Origin of the sequence: Paenibacillus sp. 4624 (assembly GCF_050435065.1) — a bacterium.
Lineage (GTDB): Bacteria > Bacillota > Bacilli > Paenibacillales > Paenibacillaceae > Paenibacillus > Paenibacillus amylolyticus_D.
In genome coordinates, this window is sequence record NZ_JBNDJR010000008.1 from 1 (window position 1) to 22,742 (window position 22,742).

At 36.9% G+C, this 22,742-nt stretch carries 35 protein-coding genes; 34 read left to right on the top strand and 1 reads right to left on the bottom strand.

The window, feature by feature from the left end; genetic code table 11:
- The 34 genes from ABIE27_RS18115 to ABIE27_RS18280 all read left to right on the top strand — a co-directional run.
- Nucleotides 1-626, top strand: a 626-nt coding sequence (locus tag ABIE27_RS18115; RefSeq protein ID WP_429351155.1) for a GNAT family N-acetyltransferase, incomplete at its 5' end; no start/stop codon positions are given.
- A gap of 96 nt (nt 627-722) precedes the next feature.
- A complete protein-coding gene (locus tag ABIE27_RS18120; RefSeq protein WP_429351156.1) occupies nt 723-1,793 on the top strand; it encodes a serine hydrolase domain-containing protein in 1,071 nt (356 codons plus the stop codon).
- A gap of 254 nt (nt 1,794-2,047) precedes the next feature.
- Entirely contained in the window at nt 2,048-2,452 is a 405-nt protein-coding gene (locus ABIE27_RS18125; protein WP_123067181.1) for a hypothetical protein, read from the top strand.
- Between the two features lie 260 nt (nt 2,453-2,712).
- Nucleotides 2,713-3,381, top strand: coding sequence for a hypothetical protein (locus ABIE27_RS18130; RefSeq protein WP_123067182.1), 669 nt, complete (start codon nt 2,713-2,715; stop codon nt 3,379-3,381).
- A 382-nt stretch (nt 3,382-3,763) separates the two neighbouring features.
- The gene (locus ABIE27_RS18135) at nt 3,764-3,829 is read left to right on the top strand and encodes a putative holin-like toxin (protein WP_429351325.1); all 66 of its coding nucleotides are present in this window, start codon (nt 3,764-3,766) and stop codon (nt 3,827-3,829) included.
- Nucleotides 3,830-4,651: 822 nt separating this feature from the next.
- Nucleotides 4,652-5,029: a DUF6547 family protein gene (locus ABIE27_RS18140; protein ID WP_123067183.1), complete on the top strand. Its 378-nt coding sequence runs from the start codon at nt 4,652-4,654 to the stop codon at nt 5,027-5,029.
- 164 nt (nt 5,030-5,193) lie between these two features.
- On the top strand, nt 5,194-6,093 hold the full coding sequence (locus ABIE27_RS18145; RefSeq protein WP_429351157.1) for a hypothetical protein: 900 nt from the start codon (nt 5,194-5,196) through the stop codon (nt 6,091-6,093).
- Nucleotides 6,094-6,247: 154 nt separating this feature from the next.
- On the top strand, nt 6,248-7,045 hold the full coding sequence (locus ABIE27_RS18150; RefSeq protein ID WP_123067186.1) for a phosphotransferase: 798 nt from the start codon (nt 6,248-6,250) through the stop codon (nt 7,043-7,045).
- Between the two features lie 106 nt (nt 7,046-7,151).
- Complete coding sequence (locus ABIE27_RS18155; RefSeq protein ID WP_123067187.1) at nt 7,152-7,826, top strand: hypothetical protein; 675 nt, start codon at nt 7,152-7,154, stop codon at nt 7,824-7,826.
- A 222-nt stretch (nt 7,827-8,048) separates the two neighbouring features.
- Complete coding sequence (locus ABIE27_RS18160) at nt 8,049-8,915, top strand: serine hydrolase domain-containing protein (protein ID WP_429351158.1); 867 nt, start codon at nt 8,049-8,051, stop codon at nt 8,913-8,915.
- A gap of 228 nt (nt 8,916-9,143) precedes the next feature.
- The gene (locus tag ABIE27_RS18165; RefSeq protein WP_429351159.1) at nt 9,144-9,632 is read left to right on the top strand and encodes a hypothetical protein; all 489 of its coding nucleotides are present in this window, start codon (nt 9,144-9,146) and stop codon (nt 9,630-9,632) included.
- A gap of 87 nt (nt 9,633-9,719) precedes the next feature.
- Entirely contained in the window at nt 9,720-9,863 is a 144-nt protein-coding gene (locus ABIE27_RS18170; protein WP_429351326.1) for a hypothetical protein, read from the top strand.
- A 96-nt stretch (nt 9,864-9,959) separates the two neighbouring features.
- Complete coding sequence (locus ABIE27_RS18175; protein WP_429351327.1) at nt 9,960-10,709, top strand: nucleotidyltransferase domain-containing protein; 750 nt, start codon at nt 9,960-9,962, stop codon at nt 10,707-10,709.
- Between the two features lie 16 nt (nt 10,710-10,725).
- Nucleotides 10,726-11,118: a hypothetical protein gene (locus ABIE27_RS18180; protein ID WP_429351160.1), complete on the top strand. Its 393-nt coding sequence runs from the start codon at nt 10,726-10,728 to the stop codon at nt 11,116-11,118.
- Between the two features lie 19 nt (nt 11,119-11,137).
- On the top strand, nt 11,138-11,551 hold the full coding sequence (locus ABIE27_RS18185) for a DUF7674 family protein (RefSeq protein WP_429351161.1): 414 nt from the start codon (nt 11,138-11,140) through the stop codon (nt 11,549-11,551).
- A gap of 75 nt (nt 11,552-11,626) precedes the next feature.
- On the top strand, nt 11,627-12,121 hold the full coding sequence (locus ABIE27_RS18190) for a GNAT family N-acetyltransferase (protein ID WP_429351162.1): 495 nt from the start codon (nt 11,627-11,629) through the stop codon (nt 12,119-12,121).
- A gap of 185 nt (nt 12,122-12,306) precedes the next feature.
- Nucleotides 12,307-12,888, top strand: a complete 582-nt coding sequence (locus ABIE27_RS18195; protein ID WP_429351163.1) for a DJ-1/PfpI family protein — start codon at nt 12,307-12,309, stop codon at nt 12,886-12,888.
- A 35-nt stretch (nt 12,889-12,923) separates the two neighbouring features.
- Complete coding sequence (locus tag ABIE27_RS18200) at nt 12,924-13,109, top strand: hypothetical protein (protein ID WP_429351164.1); 186 nt, start codon at nt 12,924-12,926, stop codon at nt 13,107-13,109.
- Nucleotides 13,110-13,217: 108 nt separating this feature from the next.
- Nucleotides 13,218-13,367 carry a hypothetical protein gene (locus ABIE27_RS18205; RefSeq protein WP_429351165.1) on the top strand — a complete coding sequence of 50 codons (150 nt, stop codon included), beginning with the start codon at nt 13,218-13,220 and terminating at the stop codon, nt 13,365-13,367.
- Nucleotides 13,368-13,634 (top strand): DUF2834 domain-containing protein, encoded by a 267-nt coding sequence (locus ABIE27_RS18210; RefSeq protein WP_429351328.1) that lies wholly within the window; start codon nt 13,368-13,370, stop codon nt 13,632-13,634. It begins immediately after the preceding gene.
- Nucleotides 13,635-13,674: 40 nt separating this feature from the next.
- Nucleotides 13,675-14,136, top strand: a complete 462-nt coding sequence (locus tag ABIE27_RS18215; protein ID WP_123067195.1) for an SRPBCC family protein — start codon at nt 13,675-13,677, stop codon at nt 14,134-14,136.
- Between the two features lie 140 nt (nt 14,137-14,276).
- Nucleotides 14,277-14,852: a dihydrofolate reductase family protein gene (locus tag ABIE27_RS18220; protein ID WP_429351166.1), complete on the top strand. Its 576-nt coding sequence runs from the start codon at nt 14,277-14,279 to the stop codon at nt 14,850-14,852.
- A gap of 176 nt (nt 14,853-15,028) precedes the next feature.
- Complete coding sequence (locus tag ABIE27_RS18225) at nt 15,029-15,619, top strand: GNAT family N-acetyltransferase (protein WP_123067197.1); 591 nt, start codon at nt 15,029-15,031, stop codon at nt 15,617-15,619.
- A gap of 207 nt (nt 15,620-15,826) precedes the next feature.
- Nucleotides 15,827-16,255: a hypothetical protein gene (locus tag ABIE27_RS18230; RefSeq protein WP_123067198.1), complete on the top strand. Its 429-nt coding sequence runs from the start codon at nt 15,827-15,829 to the stop codon at nt 16,253-16,255.
- 24 nt (nt 16,256-16,279) lie between these two features.
- A complete protein-coding gene (locus ABIE27_RS18235) occupies nt 16,280-16,525 on the top strand; it encodes a hypothetical protein (protein WP_123067199.1) in 246 nt (81 codons plus the stop codon).
- A gap of 125 nt (nt 16,526-16,650) precedes the next feature.
- Nucleotides 16,651-17,130 carry a hypothetical protein gene (locus ABIE27_RS18240; protein ID WP_151458129.1) on the top strand — a complete coding sequence of 160 codons (480 nt, stop codon included), beginning with the start codon at nt 16,651-16,653 and terminating at the stop codon, nt 17,128-17,130.
- Nucleotides 17,131-17,346: 216 nt separating this feature from the next.
- Nucleotides 17,347-17,856 carry a hypothetical protein gene (locus ABIE27_RS18245; protein WP_429351167.1) on the top strand — a complete coding sequence of 170 codons (510 nt, stop codon included), beginning with the start codon at nt 17,347-17,349 and terminating at the stop codon, nt 17,854-17,856.
- Between the two features lie 171 nt (nt 17,857-18,027).
- Nucleotides 18,028-18,501, top strand: coding sequence for a hypothetical protein (locus tag ABIE27_RS18250; RefSeq protein WP_429351168.1), 474 nt, complete (start codon nt 18,028-18,030; stop codon nt 18,499-18,501).
- A gap of 49 nt (nt 18,502-18,550) precedes the next feature.
- On the top strand, nt 18,551-18,925 hold the full coding sequence (locus ABIE27_RS18255) for a pentapeptide repeat-containing protein (protein WP_123067204.1): 375 nt from the start codon (nt 18,551-18,553) through the stop codon (nt 18,923-18,925).
- A 415-nt stretch (nt 18,926-19,340) separates the two neighbouring features.
- The gene (locus ABIE27_RS18260) at nt 19,341-19,562 is read left to right on the top strand and encodes a hypothetical protein (RefSeq protein WP_429351169.1); all 222 of its coding nucleotides are present in this window, start codon (nt 19,341-19,343) and stop codon (nt 19,560-19,562) included.
- A 480-nt stretch (nt 19,563-20,042) separates the two neighbouring features.
- Nucleotides 20,043-20,699 (top strand): DUF4367 domain-containing protein, encoded by a 657-nt coding sequence (locus ABIE27_RS18265; RefSeq protein WP_429351170.1) that lies wholly within the window; start codon nt 20,043-20,045, stop codon nt 20,697-20,699.
- Between the two features lie 73 nt (nt 20,700-20,772).
- Entirely contained in the window at nt 20,773-21,117 is a 345-nt protein-coding gene (locus ABIE27_RS18270; protein WP_151458130.1) for a DUF6933 domain-containing protein, read from the top strand.
- A 37-nt stretch (nt 21,118-21,154) separates the two neighbouring features.
- Entirely contained in the window at nt 21,155-21,541 is a 387-nt protein-coding gene (locus ABIE27_RS18275) for a hypothetical protein (protein ID WP_429351171.1), read from the top strand.
- Nucleotides 21,501-21,980 carry a hypothetical protein gene (locus ABIE27_RS18280; protein ID WP_123067209.1) on the top strand — a complete coding sequence of 160 codons (480 nt, stop codon included), beginning with the start codon at nt 21,501-21,503 and terminating at the stop codon, nt 21,978-21,980. The genes ABIE27_RS18275 and ABIE27_RS18280 overlap by 41 nt, the downstream gene beginning before the upstream one ends.
- 65 nt (nt 21,981-22,045) lie before the next feature.
- On the opposite strand, the gene ABIE27_RS18285 is transcribed toward ABIE27_RS18280, so the two are convergent.
- On the bottom strand, nt 22,046-22,573 hold the full coding sequence (locus ABIE27_RS18285; protein WP_151458131.1) for a hypothetical protein: 528 nt from the start codon (nt 22,571-22,573) through the stop codon (nt 22,046-22,048).
- Nucleotides 22,574-22,742: the final 169 nt, after the last annotated feature.

A 22,742-nucleotide genomic window follows, 5' to 3' on the forward strand; every position in this document is an offset into this window, starting at 1 on the left:
TCATATTCAAGCAGCGGCTCCGTTGGAGCCTCGGTCTGCGAGGTGGATTTCGAAGAGGCATTTCAGCAGACAACCCCTTCGGGGTTCATGAATACAGGAACGTTATCGGAAATAACATGCAGGTAAGAATTAAAGCGGAGGATTATGAAATGAATTTTGCTATCGTTCAAGTCAATCAAAAGCTTAGAGAAGTATTAAATAATCTTATGCAATTTTATATTTATGATTTTTCCGAATTCCTCAACTTTGATGTAGAAGAGAATGGAAAGTATAGTCCTTACCCTTTAGATGATTATTTTAAAGAAGGAAACCACCATTTTGCTTATTTAATTAAGCGAGAAGAGAAGTATGTAGGATTTGTTTTAGTCCGTTTAATAGAAGACCTTGGACTTCGACGTTATTCGATTGCAGAATTTTTCATATTAAAGAAGTACAGAGGAGAAGGAATGGGAAAGTCAGTAGCAACTGATATATTTAACCGACATAAAGGACCGTGGGAGGTGCATCAAATTGAGAGTAATCAAGGAGCGCAGGTATTTTGGAAAAGAGTGATTAATGAATGCACGAAAGGTCAATTTGAAGAGCGGATAGAAAACGGAAAAACCATACAAACGTTTGTCAGTTAACTCAAGAAGAAATGTTACATCCGATAACATAATATTCACGCTACGGACATTCGTCCTTGGCTCGGCATTCGCCGAACACCCGACATACGTCGGGTCATGAACACAAGAACGTTAGGCGAAACCGCGAAGGTCGTAACCCTAAGAAACAATATTATTCCCGAAAGTGGTGATTTGGTGAATGCATTAAGCGCAATAAATAGTTATTTAGAAAGTAAATACCAGAAAGAAGAGTTTAGTGGTGCGGTTCTTGTTTCCAAGAACAACGAAATATTATTCAATGCGGGTATTGGAATAGCCAATAGAGAACATCAAATTAAATGTACACACGAAACTAAATTCCGTATTGGTTCAATAACTAAACAATTTACTTCAATGGCTATTATGATGCTTTCAGAGCAAGGGTTTCTTAGCGAGGGTGATAGACTTGCCAAGTTCTTTCCACTTTGTCCCTATGGCGAAAGTATAACTATCCATCATCTATTAACTCATACATCAGGAATCCCTAATATTACTCAACTTCAAGATTTTAAAAAATTAATGAAGGAATATACTCCACTACATATAAGCATAGAGTTAATAATGAAACTCCCATTGGATTTTCAGCCGGGATCTCAATTTAGATATTCGAATTCCGGTTATTTATTATTAGCTTACTTGATTGAGATGATAACAGGACAGTCCTATGAAGAATTCTTGATTGAGAATATTTTCTCCCCTTTATCTATGAATAGTTCAGGACCGGATAAGTATAAGGAGATTATTTTACAAAGAGCATCGGGGTATGAGTTCGATCATAAGATCGGCATTGTTAATTCTGACTTTATTGATATGTCTATTGCATCAGGCGGGGGAAACCTCTTATCGACCACAGAAGATTTGTATAAATGGGAGCTTGCTCTAACTTCAAACACATTAGTTTCAAATAAAGCAATGCAGCGTCTGTTTACTGATTACGGATTTGGCTATGGGTATGGTTGGTTTGTAAAAGACGAACTAATTTACAACAAAGCTCTTAAGAGTGTCTACCACGGAGGCGGAATTGTAGGATTTAAGAACAGAATAACCAGGTATCTTGACGAACATGTGTGTATTATTGTTTTGAATAATCTTTCGACTACGGACGTAGACGACGTTACTAATAACATCACTAAATTAATATTTCAATAAATATAAGAACGTATGGGGTATCTCAAATCGGAATCGCCTAACACCGTATTCACGATGCGCGGCTACGCCCCTGGGTCTGCCGGAAAGGTTTTCGGGGAAGAAGAATCAAGCAGACAATCCTGCACTGGCTAAGTCCGTCGGACCCAGCGCTAACGCGCCTTAAGCCAGTGAGGGTTCGTGAATACAGGAACGTTATATGCAATCCCGGAGATTTAAGTTCCAATTGAGGATGAATGTATTAGGAGGGAAGGATGATGAATAATGGTATGGCATCATGGCAAGAACTGAAAATAGATTATGAAATTAATCAAATATCTCCCAATATATCAACTAGACTAGAAGATATTGAACGTATCCCTACGGAGCTTGGAATAAAAATACTCACTATCCTTATTGAATGGGCATGCCAGCCACAAAATACCCACCCAATTGAAATAGCGAGGAAAAAGATTAAAACAATTCCTTCTGATTGGCTAATAGAACATCTTCCTAATGTAGCTAAAACAGCAATTTGTCTTGACGATGAATGGGAGTATCGTAGATTGTTAGAGCTACTTTCAGAGGCAATTCCAAAATTGCTAGATTGGGGAATTGAATTGGGGATTAATTCTAAAAATGAAGAAATTAAAGAGGCAGCAAATGACTATAAAGAAAAATAACAGTTTTGTAGAGTGCAATGAAAATGAGAATGTAGATGTGGATTGAAGAAGTCGGTACAGCATATAACATCCTATCCACGCATCGGACCTGACGGTCCTCTGTTCGCCTGAGGGATTTCAGAGAAGTGGGGCTCAGGCGAACAACACTGCGAACGTAACCGCATCGCTGTCGGGAGCTGAAGCTACCTTAAGGTTCTCGGGCTCGTGAATACAGAGCGTTATAGTAAATTCTGGCAAGTTCAAAAAAAAGGAGTTACTCAATGAAAATTATAAGTTCAATAATTATATGTGTTATTTTACTTCTCATTGTTGGTTGTTCTGATTTCAAGGAAGAAAATTCCTCAATTACTGCTACAAATCCTTCGATAGAATCGCCAACGACAATTGCAAATTCAGAATCAGATTCTACAGAAGAGGCTGTATCAACTGATCCGCCAGTTTCAACTCTTGAATTAGGAAATATTAAAGAAGATAAATATTATTCAATAAAATATAAACAATCCCTTGTTCAACTGAGAGATGATGAAAAGACTGTAGTGCATATATTAGGGGAGCCAGACGAAGCTTCTCAAGTTAAGCAGCTCGGTGATGGAGCAGATACCTTTAGTGGTATGTATTCTAAGGATCTCTATTATAGTGGATTAACATTAAAGTTTCTGGGAATGGAAAAAAGCAGTCTATGGCTTTCAGAAATTATATTAGATAAGAATGAATATGAAACATCTGAAGGGATAAAAGTTGGGGATCATTTAGATAAATTGAAGAATGCATATTCAAATATTAAATATGAAAACCTGAAGACGATTGAGAACAAACCAAATTTAAAGATATATGAATACTTTCAAGGTGATCTTGGATTCTTCGCAGAATTTATTGTTGATGAGAGTGATGTCATAGAAGAGATTCATATGTATTTTCTTTTTGATTAATTGAGTATCCAGTAACTCAGGAAGGCCGGTACATCCTATAACAACATATTCAAGCTTCGGGCCATTCGGCCCTCGGTCCGGCAGAAGTTGAAGTCGATTCGGGGAGGCAATTGCAGTTGCAGGGGAGCGGATTCAGCTGGACACATCCATTTCCCTAAGATAAGAGCTATCTAAGGGGAAAGGACGTTGCGAATATCAGAACGTTATGTGATAGAAATGATGGGCTGAAAATAGAATAAAGGAAAGATACAAAAAAGTAGATAAGAACACTTGTACGGAGATGTAAACACAGGTAAAATATAGATACAATTGAATCTTGGGTGGGTATGGTTTCCCTTCGAAAGGAGGTGAAACCATGGAAGTGAAAGATGCGATGACTCTAATGCTGTTATTCGGAACATTCATTCTTGCACTTTTAACGCACATTAATAACAACAAGAGAAAGTAAAAACCCACCCCAAGGTTGAGAGCCAAAGGTGGGTTTTTGTCCTGACTTGACTTAAGAAGGGATTAACCATCCAAGCCAATTGTACTGACCAAGTGTTCGCCGCACTTGGTCTTTATTTAAGAATATGATAACACATCTGAAAAGATGAATCAAAATAAAAAGAGCAATGAAAAAGAGCGGATAGTAAGAAAGACCAAAGAAGAATTTCCATCATATAACATAATATTCAAGCATCGGCTTCGTTGGAGCATCGGTCTGCGGGATAGATTTCGAAGAGGAATTTCAGCAGACAACCCCTTTGTGGTTCATGAATACAAGAACGTTATATGAAAGGACGAAGTTTATAGAAAGAAATAGTGCGAAAAGTTATTATCATAAAAAGTTTACATTATCTATGAGGAGAAAACTATTATGTGGGGTGTTGTGTCAACGGTGTTTAGCATCATAAGTTTAATAGCATCAATAATAGCATTGTATTTTCTTAATGGAAAAATCAAAGGAGACAGTGTTCAGACATTAAGAAAAGTGAAGTTTATATATATATTTTGATTGCAATCAACGGGATTAGTCTACTTTTTAGACTAATTTAAGTTAATAAAAATCTAGGGGATTGAAAGTAACTCAAGGATCCTACGTATAACAAAGCATTAGCGCATTATCGCAAGCTCTTCGGTCACGGATAAGAAGTTGCAGAGAAGTGGATTCACGTGCCAACCCTGCAAGGCTAAGTCTGCGATCCGTTTCGCATTCGCTTCACTTAAGCCTTTCGGGTTCGTTAATGCAAAAATGTTATACGAAATTTCAAAGGTTGCGGAGGAGCATATGCAAGAAGACAAACATTCAAACAGTCTTCAGAACTATAAGGATTTTATTGATGGATTAGTCGAAATTCGGCCTGGAGTATTATCAAGATGGGTATTGACTACTGGGTGGCCAAAGACAGAAGAAAACATAAAAGTTAATGAATTCATTGGTTCGCTGTCTGAAGAACAAAAACAATTACTAGCACAAATCATTCAACAATCACGAGATAGTGGTATACATGACGTTTTGGTCTACTTAAATGATGAAATAAACCTTAATGGAATGAAATTGATAAAAAATGACATTGAAATAGCAAAGGAACCTTTTGATTCAGAGATGTATTTCGACTGGGTATGTAGAAGAGAAGGAGATCCGTGGCCGGATTCGGAGAAGTAGTGAAGCTTCGTATAACATAATAGTCTAGCTGCGACTCCTTCAGAGCCTTGGTCTGCGAGGTGAATTACGAAGATTCATTTCAGCAGACAACCCCTTCGGAGTTCATGAACACAGGAACGTTATGTGAAAGAATAAATTCTACAAATAAATGAAGAGGTCAAATTATGAACCGTTTTTATACATTATTACGTTTTGTTTGTATGCCTTTAATTATGATTTGTGGGCAAATTTTGGATGGTATGTACTATGCATTATTTGAATCTAGATATCTATCAAAGGAAAATACTAAAGAAGACTTACTTCGAATATTAAAAAAAAGAAAATATCATAAGGTGAAAAATATGCCAAGCCCTAAATACTATTTAATGCAAGTAGGTTTCTACCTTTTGTTTTCATCTAAAAGAACTGAAAAATGGTTTGATAAAATTTTATATAAGGAAATAGTATTTGAAGGAGTAGACAAAAATATTATATTTTCCTTAAAGGAAATGTTCGTGGAAACAGACAGAATAACAAATATTACTTTGAGTCTTTTAAATACTGATTCTTCTGAATTTATAATAAAAAATTTGAATTGTATATTAAGAATCAATAATAAGGATATAAAGTTTGAAAAAATAATAGAGAATGAAGATTTAGAAGAGATCATAAAAATGAACGAAGAAAAAGAGTATTACTTAAATTTTGAAGATATGAAACGAGAATATTTAATGCCTTCAAATATGATAACTATAAAGATCGAAATAAATAAGAATACAAAAAATAGAAGGTTTATTGCTTGTGATACCATATTGGAACAACAAGTGCCTATTAAAGTCCAAGAAATTATAGATAATAATATTTCTCTTAAAACCTTGTTTTCATTTTTAAGTACAGGTGGTTACTTTTTAATCGCTTTTCCGTTAAGTTTACCAATCCTTACTTTAGCCGCCCTATTTGGTGGGAAATTCATATTGCTTCTGAGTGTTTTCGTTACAATGGTTTTATTTTTAATCGCCTTTTATTTAAATAGAAGATTCACTCAGATTTATTGGTTGCTTCAGAAAAAGAAAATAGAAAAATAACTTGCTGGTTTAATTCCTTCATCTAACATAAAATTCACGTTGCAGACAGTAGTCCTTGATCTGGCGTTTGTCAGATACCCGCATACTTCTGGTCGTGAATAAAGTAAAGCTATTTGAAATCAGCGCAAGATTCAAAAATGAGGAGTACAAAACCATGGATAACAGATTATCAATACCAAGTAAATTAATCAATCTATCCGAATTAATTAGTGCCACAGCCATTGAAAAAGGAAGGCATTATCAATCGATGTACATTTTGGAGTTTAGTAATTCTGTAAAGTATGTATTAAAAGAAAAAAATGTTGAAGATTCCGGAAGTTTGATGGACGAAGCAGAAAGATTAAAATGGCTCGATGATATAGTTCCAGTTCCTAAAGTTATTGGTTATCTAAAGGAGAACGGTAAGGAACATTTAGTTATGACCTACATAGAGGGCTGTGCCGCCGAAGAATACAAACTGGAAGAAGGTCAAAAAAATCTAGGTTATATTTTGGGAGAGGGATTAAGAACAATACACAATATCCCCATTAATCATTGTCATTTCAACGATAATTTGCCGAATAAGCTTATTGATATGGTAAGGAAGAACAGTATTGAGAGAAAACATGAAGTCATGGATGCTATTAACCATTCATTTCCCAATCATACCATTGAGCAATTGATGGATTTTTTGGAAATGTATAAAGTGTCGACAGAAGAACTGGTTTTTACGCATGGTGACTATGGTTCGGGAAACGTTATGATACATAAGGGGCGGATTGCAGCATTTATTGATGTAGGAGCATCTGGGATATCGGATCCATACTACGATATTTATTATCTTGTAAAAAGTCTTACATGTTATACGGATAGGGAAGAAGAAATAGATGAGTTCATGAAAGGATATGGAATATCTGAATTAGATGAGAATAGAATGAAATTTCATCAAATCATCGATACTTTATTGTTGTGAAATCCAAACTCAAAGGGGTCTGGTGACCTTAAGCCTCTTGGGTTCGTGAATACACGAACGTGATAAGAAAGTCGGGCAAAAAAGGAAATAAGGGGAATCTAAACAAATGACAATTATAAGTATCGAGGGAGCAAGCGCTGCAGGGAAAACTACAACATCGGCTACGCTTGCAAATCAAAATGGATCATTTCATATTCCTGAGGTTGCAGCATGGTGGGAAAAGCCAGAATTAGTTTATCCAGAATGGTTTTTTGAGAGACAGGTAGACCGCTGGAAGATTGCGACCGAGAAAGAAAAAGATGGTTTAGTAATTATTGATATCGATTTATATCAGCCGTTCTGGTACAATTGGGCTTTTAATTTTACGTTATTTGATGGGCAGTCATTAGAATTTGTTGAAAATTTTTATAGACCACTATTCAATCAAAGGAAGCTGGGGTTTCCTGACAAATATTTCATTCTACACACACATGAAACTAATCTGAGACAAAGAAAAGCAAGTGATGAAACTAGATTGAGAAGAGGGTTTGAACTGAATTTAGGATTTATAGAGCCCCAAAAGAGATATTTTCAAGCACTAGAGGATTTTTGTCCAGGATTAGTTTGTTTTATTGAGTCAGATAAAATTGAGACCAACGTAAGAAAGATACAAAGTGAATTACCAAATTGTAAGAATACTCATAGATATTCGATAGAGTTATTTGATTTTATGGTTTATTGGCTGAGGGAGAATAAAGCATCTTGTGCGAGTAAACTCGAAGAAGGCCCGACTATTTTATAACAATATATAAGCTACTAAGCTATATTTTCTTCTAAGCTATAGTCTGCTGGATGTATGTAGAAGAGGTATTTCAGCAGACAACCCATTAGACCTTCGTGGTTTCGTGAACACAGTGAGCGTTAAATACAATAATATACAGATAAGGATGATAGAATGAATTCGAAGACGCTTGATGAATTTGCACGAGCGATAAAAAAGACAAAGATCAAGAGCTGTCTAATCATGAAGGAAGACAGTTTAGTGTTTGAATACTATAAAAATCGTAAAATAGAGAACAATCCTCAAAAAATCAATTCTTGCACTAAAAGTATTTTATCTATACTTATTGGCATTGCGCTTGATAAGGCATACATAAAGAGTGTTGCAGAACCAGTTATTAGTTTTTTTCCGGAATTAATGAATATCCTTGATGATCCTAGAAAACGAGACATCACTATTGAGGATTTACTTACGATGTCGGCGGGGTTTGAATGGCCCGAATTCGGTGAATGGAATTATTCGACTCCAATGCTGTTTAGTTCAGACATGATAAAGTATGTGTTTGAACGGAATCTTGAAAATAACAGAGGAGAGAAAATGAATTACAATTCTGGTTGTTCGCATGTGTTAACAGCGATCTTGCAGAAGACCACAGGAATGAAAGCTATAGAGTTTGCACACCTCCATCTGTTTAAACCTCTTGGCATCACGAATGTACATTGGTACGAAGACAATAAAGGGATTAACCGGGGTGCAGACGGCTTGACGATGACCACTGTTGATATGTTAAAGATTGGTACGTTTTGCTTGCGACAAGGGAAATGGAAAAACACTCGTATTGTTTCATCAGATTGGTTGAAAAAATCGACGCAACCTTATTATTTAACATATGAATCTATTGGTCATTATGCTTACCATTGGTGGGTAAGACACCTTAATATGAACAATACAGAAGTAAGTGGGACAGAAATGATATTTGCATTGGGCTTTGGGGGTCAATATATATGTATAATCCCTAGTTTGGATATGGTTATTGCAATAACTAGTGACATGTATGAAGACTCATTGAAACCGTTACGAATACTTGAGGAATGCCTTATTAATTTATAGCAGGGCAAATTCTCGAAGAAAACATATTACTTGATCTTAATCTAACAGCACATTCATACAGCGGTGCCTACTGGCTCCTTATCCGCAAGAGGCATTTCGGTGAGTCGTTTGCAGCGGAAAACCCTGAGAACCTAACCATGTCGTGGTATGAGTATAGGTCCTTTAAGCTTTTCAGCTTCGTGAATTCCAAACGTTATCTGATATTTTTGCATGAGGTGAATTTATCTAATGATAAAATTGAATATAAAAGTAATGACCTTGATCCTATTTTTAATTTTGACTGCCTGTTCGGCTAGTAATGAAATAGATCCTTCTGACTCCATCATTCAGGTTGGAGTAGATGAAATTACAAATGTTAAAGTCAACGAAACTTTTCAAATCGTAGGGTATTTGAATAATTCATCTAATAAGACAGTGGAGATATCTCATGGATCAGGTATGTTCAGTTATGAGATTTATAATGAAGCTGGCGAGAGAATTCTTCCAAAGGCAACCATGTTATTAGAACACGCTATTGGCTATCAGGTTGAGCTTCGAACTGGTGAAGAATATAGAAATAATGGACAAGATCAACGAAGTAAGGAATATTATGAATTCGTTATCCACCAGCCAGGCAATTACAAAGTTAAAACGCATGTCGAATTTATGATGAATAATGATGGCAAGCAAAAGAAAATAAGCTTATCGAGTGAATCCAAAGAATTCAAAGTGCAGTAGAGGATTGCAGGGAGGTATGAGGAGCAGGTCATAGGATATGGAAGAATTGTAGGCGACGGTGGTTTTACTTTTTAAATACAAGATATTATCGTGTTACCTTCCTATCAGAGGCTAGGCTTAGGCAATAAAATAATGACGGAACTGATGGAGTATATCACAGAATTTGGATTCATGGAGAGACCCAATGAAAGTTATGGTGCAGGAATGATGCAATTCATAAAGAAACAATAGTAGAGGCATTTCCAGCAAGAGAAATTCAACCGGACACATAGCCGAAAGAAGTTCTTAAATGAGGAGGAGTCTATATGATATTAGAAAAAGTTAGTTATAAATCAAATTAACATACAGAGCGAATATAAGGATCTGGTTGATAAGTACATAGATCATTTACTTGCGGAATTCAAAGATAAGATTCATAGCATTTATATGTGTGGCTCGATTCCCAAAGGAACGGCTCAACCTTATAAGTCAGATGCAGACTTTACGATTGTATGTGCAAATCCCAAAGATATTGATTACGAAAAATTGTCAAATATTAAAGATAAGCTTTTGGAAGAATACCCATTTGTCACGAAGATGGATACGATCATTTGCTCGATGGAAGATGTATTAAGTAGACCGAATGATTGGGGGTTTTGGGTTAAGATCATTTGTGTTTGCATACATGGGGAGGACATTGGTGAAAAAGTACCCCCGATCATTATCTCTCCAGAATTCATCTTAGACTTAAATACAGATACCAAGGAGGAAGTGGATCGTGTACATCGTTCACTTTCTAATGCTAGTGATGACGCGATGAAAACTAGATATACCAAAGGTTACTCGAAGCGATTACTTCGTGCATTATACTCATTGATTATCGAAGATACAGGGATATGGGAAGACGACATAACTAAGATGAAAAATGCTATATTAGACTATTGCGAGATTGACCCCGCTTTAGTTGAATATCTGTATGCTTGTTACTTGGATAGTCGTCATGTACCTGTTGAAGAATTTCTGAGAAATGCAGAGGAAGTATATCGTTATTTCGAGAATGCCTTGCATACAATGGCTGCTTCCAGAAATTCAAAATGAATGTGAGGTGGGACAGATGAAGGAGACTACTCCTAAATATGTTGAACAAGCATCCATGGAAAGTCTCATACAAAAGTTGAATCTGCCGCCACTCACTCCATTTTCACAGGACTGGGAGTATACGTCGGCTGATGCATCAAGATTAGATGAATTTATTACGTATTACGAGAAGCATCCATTAAACGACAATGATAAATTCACACTGATGATCATTATGATCTCTTCATTGGATGACTACCTTTCCGAAGGAAAAGGAACGGATGATCACAAACTATGGAATAGAATAAAACAAAATCTACGTAAAGACTATGAGTTACATATCCATACTATTAATTACTGGGCTCAAGATGAGAGCGATCTGGAAGACTGTTTTGCAGTCACACCCTATGTCAGAGAAATGCGAACCTGAAACGAAGGTGAATACGACAATGATTGAAAAAGAAGAAATCATGGAGAGGTTATTAATAGCCGTGCCCTCCTATAAGGATAGATACGATCGGTACATCCAAGAGAACTATGAACTTGGAGAAGAGAGATTGATCTATGTCGATATAAGTGACTTCGTCAAACATGTTATTGAGTGTTATCAACGTAAAAAGACGGATGAATTCGATGCACTATTCGAAGTCATTGAAGAGCTTCATACGAATGGAGAGTCATTTGTTAAAGAATTTGCTACAGTCGGTATTCTTGAAACATTTCAGAACCAATTACCGGATGAGAATATTGAGTATATTGAATTTGAAAAATGTTTAAAACCAGAATCAAAACGATGGTGGAATCATGTAATTGATTTTTGGAATGGAAAGACTCCATACATTGGAGGACCGATGAAGGAATAATCATAATTTTCTGGATATTGGTGATTTAGAAACAACCCTTGAATCATTCAAAAGCCCGAAAAGGAGATGAATCGTATGAAAGTCACGCTTCGCTTTGTCTTACCTAGTGATGCTGAATTTGTACAGCAATATGCTAGTTACCCTGAAATTTCAGAGACAAGCAACGTTCCCTATCCTTATCCAGACGGAGCAGGAGAATCATGGGCAAAGATGGTGATGGCTAAGCGCGAACAAGGAATATCTTATGTATTTACAATTTTATTTGAGGATCAATTCGCGGGTGTCATGTCTTTAAATGCTGTGGATCTAACTGAGAAAACCGCAGAGTTGGATTACTGGATTGCAGTTCCTTTTTGGAACCGAGGCATAGGTAAAGTCGCAGCTCAAAAGGCTATTGACTTTGCGTTTCATGAATTGGATCTTCAAATTCTTAGAAGTGCATGTTTGGTGAGCAATAAAGGATCGTTAAAGGTCCTTGAGAAGAACGGATTTAAAAAAGTAAATGACTTTGTTTTTGAAGACGGCAAGTTTAAAGATAAAACAGGATGTAGACTTGAATTACATAGGTGACAACCTTTAGGTTGCAAACCCCGATGAAAACTTTATGGAGCCTGTGATTGATTAAATGGAGTGAGCGGGAGAGATCTTCATCCTCTACTGCAGGCAATTCTTGATTACGATCGAAAAGAGATCGATAAGGTATTTAAGAATATTTCATAGAAGTGAATCACTTGATATTGGAGAGGAATGATTCTATGAGGATGGCATTCATTTTATTCAATGGAGTAACATTTCTTGATTTTGTTGGTTTCTATGACGTTATCTATCGATTGAACTTATTTGACCAAACCAAAGGAACAACATGGGACATCTGTGGATTGACCGAGGAAGTGACAGATGAACTTGGGATGAGCGTAAAGGTGAATGTCATAAAACCTGATTTATCTCAATATGATCTTGTTTTTGTTCCAGGAGGGATGGGGACTAGAAAACTAAAAGAAGATATTGAATTTGTGGATTGGATTCGAACTGCCGAATCGGTAAGTTACAAAATCTCGGTTTGTACGGGTTCACTTTTGTTAGGGGCTGCCGGTTTCTTGAAGGAGAAGATAGCAACAACCCATCCTAATGTATATGACTTACTTGAGCCCTACTGCAAAGAAGTAATGAAAACGAGAATAGTCAAGGATGGGAACGTGATAACTGCCGGAGGCGTAGCGACATCGATTGATTTGGGACTATATTTGATTGAATTGTTTGCAGGCCAAGAAGAGGCAGATGTAGTAAAGAAACAAATTGATTATCCCTACACTGCAGTAGGAATCATTGAGGTGTAGTTTTTTTGCAGAGGACAAATCAAAGGGTGAAGGAAATGAATAAGAAAACGTATCTTGTTAAGGTTGCTTATTTAATGGATCTAAGTGATGAAGAATACCAAGAAATTGGCGACAATTTGATTCCAGAACTTGAGAATGAAATGACAGTCAGGCAACATCTAAAATTAAAATGGGATACTGGATTCAGAAACAATGAACTGCGGAAGGTGCTTCAAATGTAACTCGTGGGTAACCGACAGAGAAAAACCGGATTCTATAGATGAACTAAACAATGGAGCAGTTGTCGATGATCAACTACTCTGTGATGAGTGTTTGCCGGAGAATCATAGGTGGGCATTCTAGAATCCGAGGGTTTGTATGTATTCCAGAAGAAGAAAATAGATCAACATATTATCATTGAGGTGAGAGATTTGAAGTATTTTTATGGGGTGTTAGCCATTTTGGGAGTAGCATTGCCTTACATGACGTTTATTCCGTGAATTGGTGAAAACGGATTCAATCTAACGATGTTATTCAATGAAGCAAGACAGAATCGAATTAGCGAGTTTGCATGGTTGGATGTACTGATCTCCGCAGTTGTATTGATTGGATTTATCATATATGAAGGAAAACGAATTGGCATAAAGCATATGTGGATACCGATCATAGGAACATTAACCGTGGGTGTTTCATTTGGGCTGCCATTATTTTTGTTTTTGCGTGAAATTCGAATGGATAAAATGAAGACCTATGCACATAAGCTCTAATCCAAATCAGTTACTTATTTACTTGGGGAGTTGTTCTTAGATGGTTATCGTTACGACAGAGATTCTAATAGATGCTCCAATAGAGTTATGTTTTGATATGGCTAGAGATATCGATGTTCATACACAAACCGTCTGGAAACATACGAAAGAGAAGGCTGTCGCAGGTATTACTTCGGGAAAAATAAATCATGAAGATACAGTAACTTTTGAGGCCAGACATTTTTTGATTAGGCAAAGGTTATCGTCAAGAATCTCAGCATACCAAGCCCCTTATTATTTCGTAGATGAAATGCTTAAAGGTGCGTTTAAAAGCTTGCGCCATGAGCATATTTTTGAAGAACATAACGGAAAGACACTCATGAAAGATCGGCTTACTATGGTTGCTCCGTTTGGGATTATAGGCTGGGTGACTGAAAGACTTATATTAAAGTCCTATATGAAGCGTTTCCTCATGCATCGAAATCAACAATTAAAATTATTAATAGAGATGAAGATTGAATAGAAGAAGGTTATATACATCTTTTTGGAATAGTAGTATATTTCATTTGTGGTTAGCAAACCATATGAGAAAACAAGATGAATCATGCCCCAATTTAGTTCAGAGTTTGCGGAGATATCCCTCATAAACAAGGAGAAGTGAAGATGAGAAAACTCGTTTTATTTCTGCACGCATCGCTTGATGGTTTTGTAGAAGGACCAAATGGTGAAATGGACATTGGCTGGGTTTCTTACGATGCGGATTTGGAGAAACACGCGAAAGAAGTTCTGAGCACTGCTGACACGGTCATTTGGGGACGTGGGACTTATCAGATGATGCACGGTTACTGGCCATCTGTACGTTCAGACGCATCAGCTTCTCAGCATGAACGGGAGCATGCCGAGTGGATTGAGAAGACAGCCAAAATCGTTTTTTCGACAACGCTGGATGATGTAGAGTGGAACAATTCCCGATTGGTAAAAGAAAATATTGAGGACGAGATCAAAAACCTCAAACAACAGCCAGGTCAGGACATGGTTATACTCGGTAGCCCTCGGTTGGCACATTATCTTATGCAACTTGATTTAATAGATGAGTATAAAATTACGGTGTCTCCTGTGCTGATCGGAAGTGGGTTACCGTTATTCCGAGGTCTTAACCAAAAGATCAATCTTCAACTTATTGAAAATAAAACCTTTGATTCCGGGGTGTTAGGTCTCGTTTATCGGGCGATAAAATGAAGGGATTTCTTAAAGTCAAATAAAGGGAGAGAATCCCATCACACACGACCCAGTCTAAGATAAAATGATCTAAGGCTGGGTCATTTCTATAGGGTTAGATGATTAATATCAATTAATTGAACGCGAAATGGTTGATTAGCATTAAAGTTAAACGACTTAAACTGGAGGTTTTAAAAATGAAGATTGAAGATATCTACAATGATTTACCTGTACTTGAGACCTCAAGAACGATACTTAGAAAAATTGAAAAGAATGATGTACAGGATATCTATTCTTATTGTAGCGATCCGGAAGTTTCCAAATATACAACATGGCATCCGCATATGAAAATAGAGGATACAGAGAATTTTGTTGATTTTATCATAGATAAATATAACAAAAGCCAAATAAGTCCATGGGGGATACAAGATAAAAAGACAGATAAGATCATCGGAACATGCGACTTTGTAGGTTGGGATATTAATCACCATAAAGCAGAGATCGGATACGCGTTGTCAAGAGATTATTGGGGACAAGGTTATATGACGGAGTGTGTGAAGAAAATAATCGAATTTGGTTTTGAACATATGGACTTAGTTCGAATTGAAGCTAGATGTATATCAGCGAATACGGGTTCTTCAAGAGTCATGGAGAAATCAGGAATGGAATTTGAAGGGGTTTTTAGAAAACATGTATTCATTAAAGGGAAGTTCGAAGACCTCAAAATGTATTCCATTATAAATGAGAAGTCAGCGAAAAGAGTGGAAGATAACATTGCCATCCGATAACATAATTATTAAACAAGGTTCGAAAGCATTTTACTCATCAAGACCAAGCTTGGGAATTGACTTAGACACGAATATTGTGAGGGTTACATCATGAAGGATGTAGACAGAAAAAGAAGGATGGGTCTATCGAGAAGAGAGGCAGGTTATTGAAATCTTCCATGATGGAATAGTAAGAGTGATAAAAAAGAAAGAATGAGGGTAGTAAGAATGAGGATCATAAGAGATAAAGAAGAACTCGAAGGCACTTGTTATATTGAGGTTTTACCAGGAAAGTATCTTGAAACGTGTTGGAATGAACACTCTATTTTTTTGGATGAAGAAGTTTTTGGTTATTTAGAAAAAGCCATATATGATATATATCCTAAATATGATCATTATGCATTTACTGAAATACATCGAGATACCTGGATGTTAATTCTTGAACAATTAAATGAGCTTGTTATTCTACTTGATGAGAAGGTAACAATGGATGAACTCAAAGAACATGTATATTTCTTATTCGGCAGCTCTGAAGATGAGTTTCAACAAGACTTTGATCATAACGTTCAGAAGCTTAGAGAATTAATTATAGAGTTTGAAACATGGATTAAAGAACAATTGAAAACTCAAGAATATATTTCAGTTCTGGGGATTTAACCAAGGATGTTTGGAGGGGGAATTTTGCGAGTAAGTACATTTCTCGAAGAAAAAGATTTTAGATTGAAAGATATGGAATACTTGTCTCCAGCAATCAAAGCGCCGGTGGTCGATCATCACATTAATGTCCCACAATTCGGATTGTACGAAGGTCATGATCCAAGCGTTGCATCAATTGACGTTCAATTTCTTGTTGGAATATTTCAATTTGATAGTTTTCCATTCAAGGGAAGCTACGAATCTTCTCGACAAGGAGAAAATGAGATTTAAGCATTTCATGATCAATGATGAACTATATTATAGGTCGACGCTTACTCAGTATAAAGAAAAGTTAGGTCATGCAACTGTAACGAAATTAGGTGGGAGGCAGGAAATTGCTCCAAAATATGATCCATATGATAAAAGAAAAAAACATAGAGGACATCAATGTGTCAGGGTTTATCTACTTAGAAGAAAATGGGATGTATGAATTCACTCCAATGCTTACATTTGTATATGTCAAATTCGGAGAAGAATACTTGGAGTTTGCTTCCATAGAACAATATTCGAGACTAAGAATTACGATTGTGCCCTCGATCAGACATGATTTTGAATTGGTTGAAGATTTATATCCAGCGGTGTCTTCAATCAGTGATGTGGTACTCACTAATCCTACATCGCTGACGAATATGGTTTCGAGTATTAAAATTTTTAGTATGGAAGAAAAAGAAAATGAAATTATATGTGATAGCATTTTGATTAAGCTGAAGAATGAACAAGTACTGTTTTTTGATCCAACTTTTCTCTCTGGCATTAATATAGGTGGAATAGAGCAGTATGAATTTTGGCGGATTCATAATGAAGAGGAAAAACAAGAGGTATATATCGAGATTTAACAATACGATTGGGAAGGAGGGGGAATCGCCGACATCGGTCAGATCGGATTAGAATGGTTACCTATCGCAAAAATCAAACATTCATTAATACAGAAAGAGATCTTAAACATAGAACATATCATTTTCCCAGGACAACGCATGACTTTTTACAGGAGTATTTGTTAGAAGAGATTCAAGAAGTCTACTTATGCAGGGATTTTAGCAGAGGAGGTCATCATGACATTATCGAGTACTGATTATTTAAGCAAGTTATCTTTTGACATGGAAACAACGACAAAAAAGGTATATAAAAATATAACAAAAGTAAAAGGAAAAATGGTTACTGTTGTTGATACCAAAATTTCTTTGTTTATAGACGGTCATAAACTGGATGAACATGAGATCTTTTTAGAAGATGTTTACTTCAACTCGTTACTTTATCCAGGGAGATATCCCATGTTCACTTGTACTTGTAGAATCTTTGGATGTGGAGGATACCATGTAGAGGTTGTACATACTCAAGATACGCTGATGTGGAGAATGGAACAATCCCCTTTTATGGATAAAACAATCAGAGGTTCGAATGAGTTTGTTTTTTCATGGAGTAATATAATTGAATTTTCAGGAGAATGGATCGAGAGATTAGAAAATCTCCAAAATCTAATGTTATCCCATGAATTAAAATTTCAATGTGATCTTGAAAAGTATAAAAGTATTGTTGAAGAAGTTAAAACGATGAGATGCTGAGTGAGTCTAGGGAATGAGAGAAGAGCAGCCAAAATGGGAATTAATCATGTTATTTTGGAATTGCATGGAAAGAAAGAACTACAAGCAAAGTAATCCCTCCAACAGGAGAATTTGGGAGAATACAATATAAACACAAAAAAGAAAGTTATGATGGGAGAGAGAGTGAATTAAATGGATACACTTGAAGTCATTGAGCAAACGAGTGAATATGTCGATGTTAAGCATCCTGTAATTGTTATCAATGGCAATCCACTCGATATCTATCTCGATCAGTACTATCCTGATCACCATTTCCTAGGTTTAGTACCGACAGTGACTGAATGGATTAGTTTTAAAGAAGAACTAGATTTATTACTGACTCGGTATTATTCTGAACAAGAGAATGCGATTTTGCCTATTTTGATGTGCCCAGATGATACTGATCTGATGTGCACTGTAATTGTGGCTGAAGTTACAAAGAATGATAAAGAAGTGATTTGGAGCAAAATCGGGATGGATATGAGCGAGCTAGGCATACCTTTTAATTATGAACTTATAGGCACCACTGTAAATTGGCTGGATCTCATACCTGAATTACGATTTGATAAAAAGATTTATTTTGAAGCTCTCAAAGAAATTTATAAACCGAAGGATGAGCTTCGATAATTGGGGGAGAAGTACCAAAGTGAAATGAAATAAAGAGGAGTCATCCAGGATGATCATAGAAACTGAAATGACAATTGAAACATTAAAAGATCTCGTAGGTGCAGGAACAAAGCATTTTAAAAAAGTCGAAGTAACAGAATATGGAGGTATTCATTATTTTAATTTTGACGAAGTGATTTTTGAAGAATGTATACTGTCCTTGGACTTTACTGGCTCATCTTTTAGACATGCAAAGTTTATTCATTCGAACATTAAAGCTTCAATGTTTGATGAAGCTAATTTATCTCATTCAGAGTTTATTGATAATAGTATTGATGCTTGTACGTTTAAGAATGCCCAAATTGATGGAATTGTTCTTCTTAATAATACTCAATACTCAAGTGAAAATACAATTGAAGATTTAAAAGAAATGGTAGGCAAATAAGAAATTATGTGATAGTAAAACCCAAGTATCTGTCTACAAAGAAAGCTAACAAAGTTATCTGAAACAACGAACGACTTTTGGACGTCTATATAAGAACCAATAAATCGTAAATTGTCACAGACAAGAGTATGCATAACGGGTCAGGGGAAGGAATGAATCAAATCATAGCCAACATCTTAACGAATATAGAGTTTTATCTAAAAGCATTATTAGGATACGATGATATTGTTAATTACCATTTTAGATTTGTAACTACATTTCTGGGGATACTTATCTGGTTGTTCATAGGTTACCTGTTAGATGTAATGATGCGATCAAAACATAAATCGAAGTTGAATCAATCCAAAGGATGAGTACTAGACAAAGCGTACATAGCAGACTACATACAAAGGAGTTATACATAATGGTAAATCATATGACCAAATTGGGATTTCGTGTGCATTCCCCAGAAGATTTTGAAAATATCGCCGAGTATGCAATTTCAACTGGAACCAGAGTCTGCTTGAAGACTGAAGAACTACTCACAAGGATTATCAACGAATGGGACCCGCTTGCACTTCTGGCTGGTGGGGCACCAAGTAATGAATATGATATTGAGGTAAAAGTGATAAGCAAACAAGTAAACCTAGCTACCTAGCTACGAACGAAACTCAAATAGCTCAAATCATTTATACAACATTCAGAGACAAGACGGGGATAGAATTAAATCTATTGAGCTGCTTGAAGTGTGCGTTTCAAATGGTCCAGGAGATAAAGGGTTAATCAACAATGAAAATAGAATAAAAAAACTGAACCATGTATGTCGTTTTGTTAAATAGTCACTTCTAGGCTGACATCTCAGCCGTACAACTGTGATGTCAAACATGAGCCCCGCGATTCATTGTCGCGGGGCTTCTCCATAAGGTGCTGCATCCAACTATAGCAGCACCCCACTCTTACGCGGCTTACCCGTCCACAGCCGCGCCATGCTTCACCTTTTACAAAAATATTGACGCAAGCGTAACTGGACTTTCTGAATTGACAAGATAGAGAAGAAATGTCATGTTTTTAATACGAACTATGATTAGATGCTGGCCCTGAATGATTGATACATATCGAATCTGAGGAGTGATGGTGGTTGGATATTAAAAATCAAAACGGTGATTTTCTTGGTAAAATTCAAATTGAATCGTTGGATAGCGAAGATGGTATGGACCAGATCATAGGCAATCTGAGACCTGGTGACGGGAAAGCCATATATATTGCCGACGCCAAAGAGAATTCATTCACGCAACAGACGAATTATGCAGCCGTTGAATGGGAGAATGGCCTGGAGCAGTTAAAAGAAAATTTAACTTCGTGGAAACCTAGATTTCCGGCTCAGGTTGAGCACAATTCCATTCAGGTCTACTATGGATTCGATAATCTGACACCGGATGAGATTGAAGCGATGGCGGAAGAAAGCGAAATGACAGGAAAGAATGTGATCGTCCGCGATCTGAAACCGAACAATAAGCTTGTAGGTGTGAGCATCACCTATGGAGGAGAGAAGTCGTTTACACTCCGGATTTTCGGAACTACCAAAAGTCGAATTGGGTTGTCTGAATCTGAGTTGGCTCAGGTGAGAACATTACATGTACGAGGTGTAGAGGCCTTTTATTTTACAAACCATGGTACAGACCGCTTGATTTGGATTGAAGAAGGAAGTAGTGGAAAGGCGCTACAATATGAACTATTTGGCAAGCCAATGCCTGCCGATATCCTTATTAACATAGCAGAATCAATGACTACGTAGAACGGGAGAATCGAGAGTATGGATGATTCCACGAAAAGACGCATACAAAAAATAATGAACAGCTACACTGAAAATGCTATACCTAAGCAGAACCAAACAGGCGAATAAGCTGTTAGCCATTTTTAAAAAGAATCTGGAAGCATATATGGCCTTTGAGGGCATTCCCCAGGAATGGGCACAGTATTATCTGGACCAATGTAACGACCGCTTGATTACCAAAACGGACAGTCGAAGTGTAATCGGGAGCATGAACGAAATCATATTTGTGATGAAGGCTCTTGAAGGAAATGACAATGATTTTAGAGATGAGAATGCACGACACAAATTTAACAATCGCGGCATTTACAAGCCAATTGATTATCATGAGCCGATCAAGGTGTTTGTTAAGGAGCTACAGATGAGGTTTGAGGCGAGGTGAAAGGATGGGTGTTGGTCAAAAATATAAACGCAAAATCATGCGATCTAATCGATTATTCTATTGGTATGTAAAGCCGGATCTGGACGATGAAGGGATCATTAAGTTACATATCGTTTCTGAGGATAAAAAGCTTATCGTAACCTATGAGGTGGGACAATGCAGTAGAGGCCATAAGGAGTTTCCCATGTTAGTCATCATCGGCAAGGAATTCGAGGGCTGGACAGCAGAGTATGTTGGTCACAGAAGAGCACTAACACCAATATGGAACGATGAAATTGTCGCTCCAAGGCTGATTGGACAGATCATCGACTGGTGTTTACTGAAAGATAAAGAGATCAGAGAGATGAACTGGAAAGGTGAAATTATTGCATTAGGAGGGTGTCATGGATATTGTAACCAAACAGCTGAAGCTGGAAGAGCTTAGTGATTTGAAATATGAAGTGCATATTGGAGACTCCAAGGCAGTAAGTTATTGCAAGACGATGATTTTAAAGTTCGTGGGTGAATATGGTTATGGTTCTGGGGGGAATTCAGATGCCATCTATATGTGTGCAATAGGGAAAGCAGTTTTGGAAGCCTGGGAACCAGCGGGTTTGATCCTTGATTTCAGTGAACTGTCCTATGAATGGGGAGATCAACTCGAAAATGTTTTCTATATTGGTGAGGATCAGTATCGTAACATTCCTTTTCCAGTAGCACTTATTGTAGGCGACCACTCGGAAGAAGCGATCAGAACGTTAATATTGGGTGTATACAGTGATCAGACCACCGAGGACATTGACTGGCTACATCGTGATCTGAACAGCGCGTGGATGTTCATTGAGGAGAAATTGACGGAGTATGATCGAGATAAACGATTGTGAAATCTGTCGTGATAACCAGTTGTAAATAAATCCTAATGAAACAGCCCCAATGTCGGGGCTGACTCCTAGTCCGGATTGTATTTCTTCATAACGGCATCCCGAAAGATCTGGTAATCGGATAATTGTTGTGATGTGGAGGATTCAGGTAAGCTATATTGGCTTACGCCTTCCAAGCTGAATTTTCCCAAGTTATCATTAATCAAACCGTAATCTCCATAGGAGTTTCTTAGCAAAAAAAGCACACTTGGTTCACTCTTCTGCAGTTCTACATAATCATTTGCCGTGTACTTGACATTCCCATCCAGGCTGACAGGTTCGATGACTGTCAATTCGGTTAGATCTGAAGGGAAATCCTCAGGTTTCTTTAGTATTTTCGTAATCTTGATGTTGGCGTTGGTGTGGAAAGATTGCATGGTTCCATCATCAAATGCAGTTATCACATGCTCACGATCCGCAAACCCGTCTGTTGCATAACCAATCACGATTAATTCAGCAAACGCATCCAGCTTTTCCACTTCACTGAAGGTGATGGAGTTGGCAGGTAGATTGACTACGGTATAAACGCTTTTCTCCGGTTTGGATTGAACATTCATATATGTGATGATCGATACAGTGACGACGAATATGCATAAAGCGAATATCAGAACAGATCTCTTTTGGAATGAAAACATTAGCTTATCCTCTCTTAGATATTGCTTTTCTTCACTTCTACTATCACATAAATGAGAATTCTTGTAAATTATCTATATGAGTAAGAAGCGA

Excerpts from the sequence above, each read along its gene's own strand:
- ABIE27_RS18220 (WP_429351166.1), top strand. The coding sequence starts at position 14,277 with ATGAGAAAACTCGTTTTATTTCTGCACGCATCGCTTGATGGTTTTGTA.
- ABIE27_RS18125 (WP_123067181.1), top strand. The coding sequence starts at position 2,048 with ATGAATAATGGTATGGCATCATGGCAAGAACTGAAAATAGATTATGAA.
- ABIE27_RS18280 (WP_123067209.1), top strand. The coding sequence starts at position 21,501 with ATGGATATTGTAACCAAACAGCTGAAGCTGGAAGAGCTTAGTGATTTG.
- ABIE27_RS18150 (WP_123067186.1), top strand. The coding sequence starts at position 6,248 with ATGGATAACAGATTATCAATACCAAGTAAATTAATCAATCTATCCGAA.
- ABIE27_RS18255 (WP_123067204.1), top strand. The coding sequence starts at position 18,551 with ATGATCATAGAAACTGAAATGACAATTGAAACATTAAAAGATCTCGTA.
- ABIE27_RS18185 (WP_429351161.1), top strand. The coding sequence starts at position 11,138 with ATGATTGAAAAAGAAGAAATCATGGAGAGGTTATTAATAGCCGTGCCC.
- ABIE27_RS18225 (WP_123067197.1), top strand. The coding sequence starts at position 15,029 with ATGAAGATTGAAGATATCTACAATGATTTACCTGTACTTGAGACCTCA.
- ABIE27_RS18130 (WP_123067182.1), top strand. The coding sequence starts at position 2,713 with ATGAAAATTATAAGTTCAATAATTATATGTGTTATTTTACTTCTCATT.
- ABIE27_RS18230 (WP_123067198.1), top strand. The coding sequence starts at position 15,827 with ATGAGGATCATAAGAGATAAAGAAGAACTCGAAGGCACTTGTTATATT.
- ABIE27_RS18160 (WP_429351158.1), top strand. The coding sequence starts at position 8,049 with ATGAAGGAAGACAGTTTAGTGTTTGAATACTATAAAAATCGTAAAATA.
- ABIE27_RS18250 (WP_429351168.1), top strand. The coding sequence starts at position 18,028 with ATGGATACACTTGAAGTCATTGAGCAAACGAGTGAATATGTCGATGTT.
- ABIE27_RS18275 (WP_429351171.1), top strand. The coding sequence starts at position 21,155 with ATGCGATCTAATCGATTATTCTATTGGTATGTAAAGCCGGATCTGGAC.
- ABIE27_RS18120 (WP_429351156.1), top strand. The coding sequence starts at position 723 with ATGAACACAAGAACGTTAGGCGAAACCGCGAAGGTCGTAACCCTAAGA.
- ABIE27_RS18215 (WP_123067195.1), top strand. The coding sequence starts at position 13,675 with ATGGTTATCGTTACGACAGAGATTCTAATAGATGCTCCAATAGAGTTA.
- ABIE27_RS18190 (WP_429351162.1), top strand. The coding sequence starts at position 11,627 with ATGAAAGTCACGCTTCGCTTTGTCTTACCTAGTGATGCTGAATTTGTA.
- ABIE27_RS18260 (WP_429351169.1), top strand. The coding sequence starts at position 19,341 with ATGACCAAATTGGGATTTCGTGTGCATTCCCCAGAAGATTTTGAAAAT.
- ABIE27_RS18140 (WP_123067183.1), top strand. The coding sequence starts at position 4,652 with ATGCAAGAAGACAAACATTCAAACAGTCTTCAGAACTATAAGGATTTT.
- ABIE27_RS18155 (WP_123067187.1), top strand. The coding sequence starts at position 7,152 with ATGACAATTATAAGTATCGAGGGAGCAAGCGCTGCAGGGAAAACTACA.
- ABIE27_RS18200 (WP_429351164.1), top strand. The coding sequence starts at position 12,924 with ATGAATAAGAAAACGTATCTTGTTAAGGTTGCTTATTTAATGGATCTA.
- ABIE27_RS18165 (WP_429351159.1), top strand. The coding sequence starts at position 9,144 with ATGATAAAATTGAATATAAAAGTAATGACCTTGATCCTATTTTTAATT.
- ABIE27_RS18180 (WP_429351160.1), top strand. The coding sequence starts at position 10,726 with ATGAAGGAGACTACTCCTAAATATGTTGAACAAGCATCCATGGAAAGT.
- ABIE27_RS18285 (WP_151458131.1), bottom strand. The coding sequence starts at position 22,573 with ATGAATGTTCAATCCAAACCGGAGAAAAGCGTTTATACCGTAGTCAAT.
- ABIE27_RS18240 (WP_151458129.1), top strand. The coding sequence starts at position 16,651 with ATGATAAAAGAAAAAAACATAGAGGACATCAATGTGTCAGGGTTTATC.
- ABIE27_RS18270 (WP_151458130.1), top strand. The coding sequence starts at position 20,773 with ATGCTATACCTAAGCAGAACCAAACAGGCGAATAAGCTGTTAGCCATT.
- ABIE27_RS18145 (WP_429351157.1), top strand. The coding sequence starts at position 5,194 with ATGAACCGTTTTTATACATTATTACGTTTTGTTTGTATGCCTTTAATT.
- ABIE27_RS18195 (WP_429351163.1), top strand. The coding sequence starts at position 12,307 with ATGAGGATGGCATTCATTTTATTCAATGGAGTAACATTTCTTGATTTT.
- ABIE27_RS18245 (WP_429351167.1), top strand. The coding sequence starts at position 17,347 with ATGACATTATCGAGTACTGATTATTTAAGCAAGTTATCTTTTGACATG.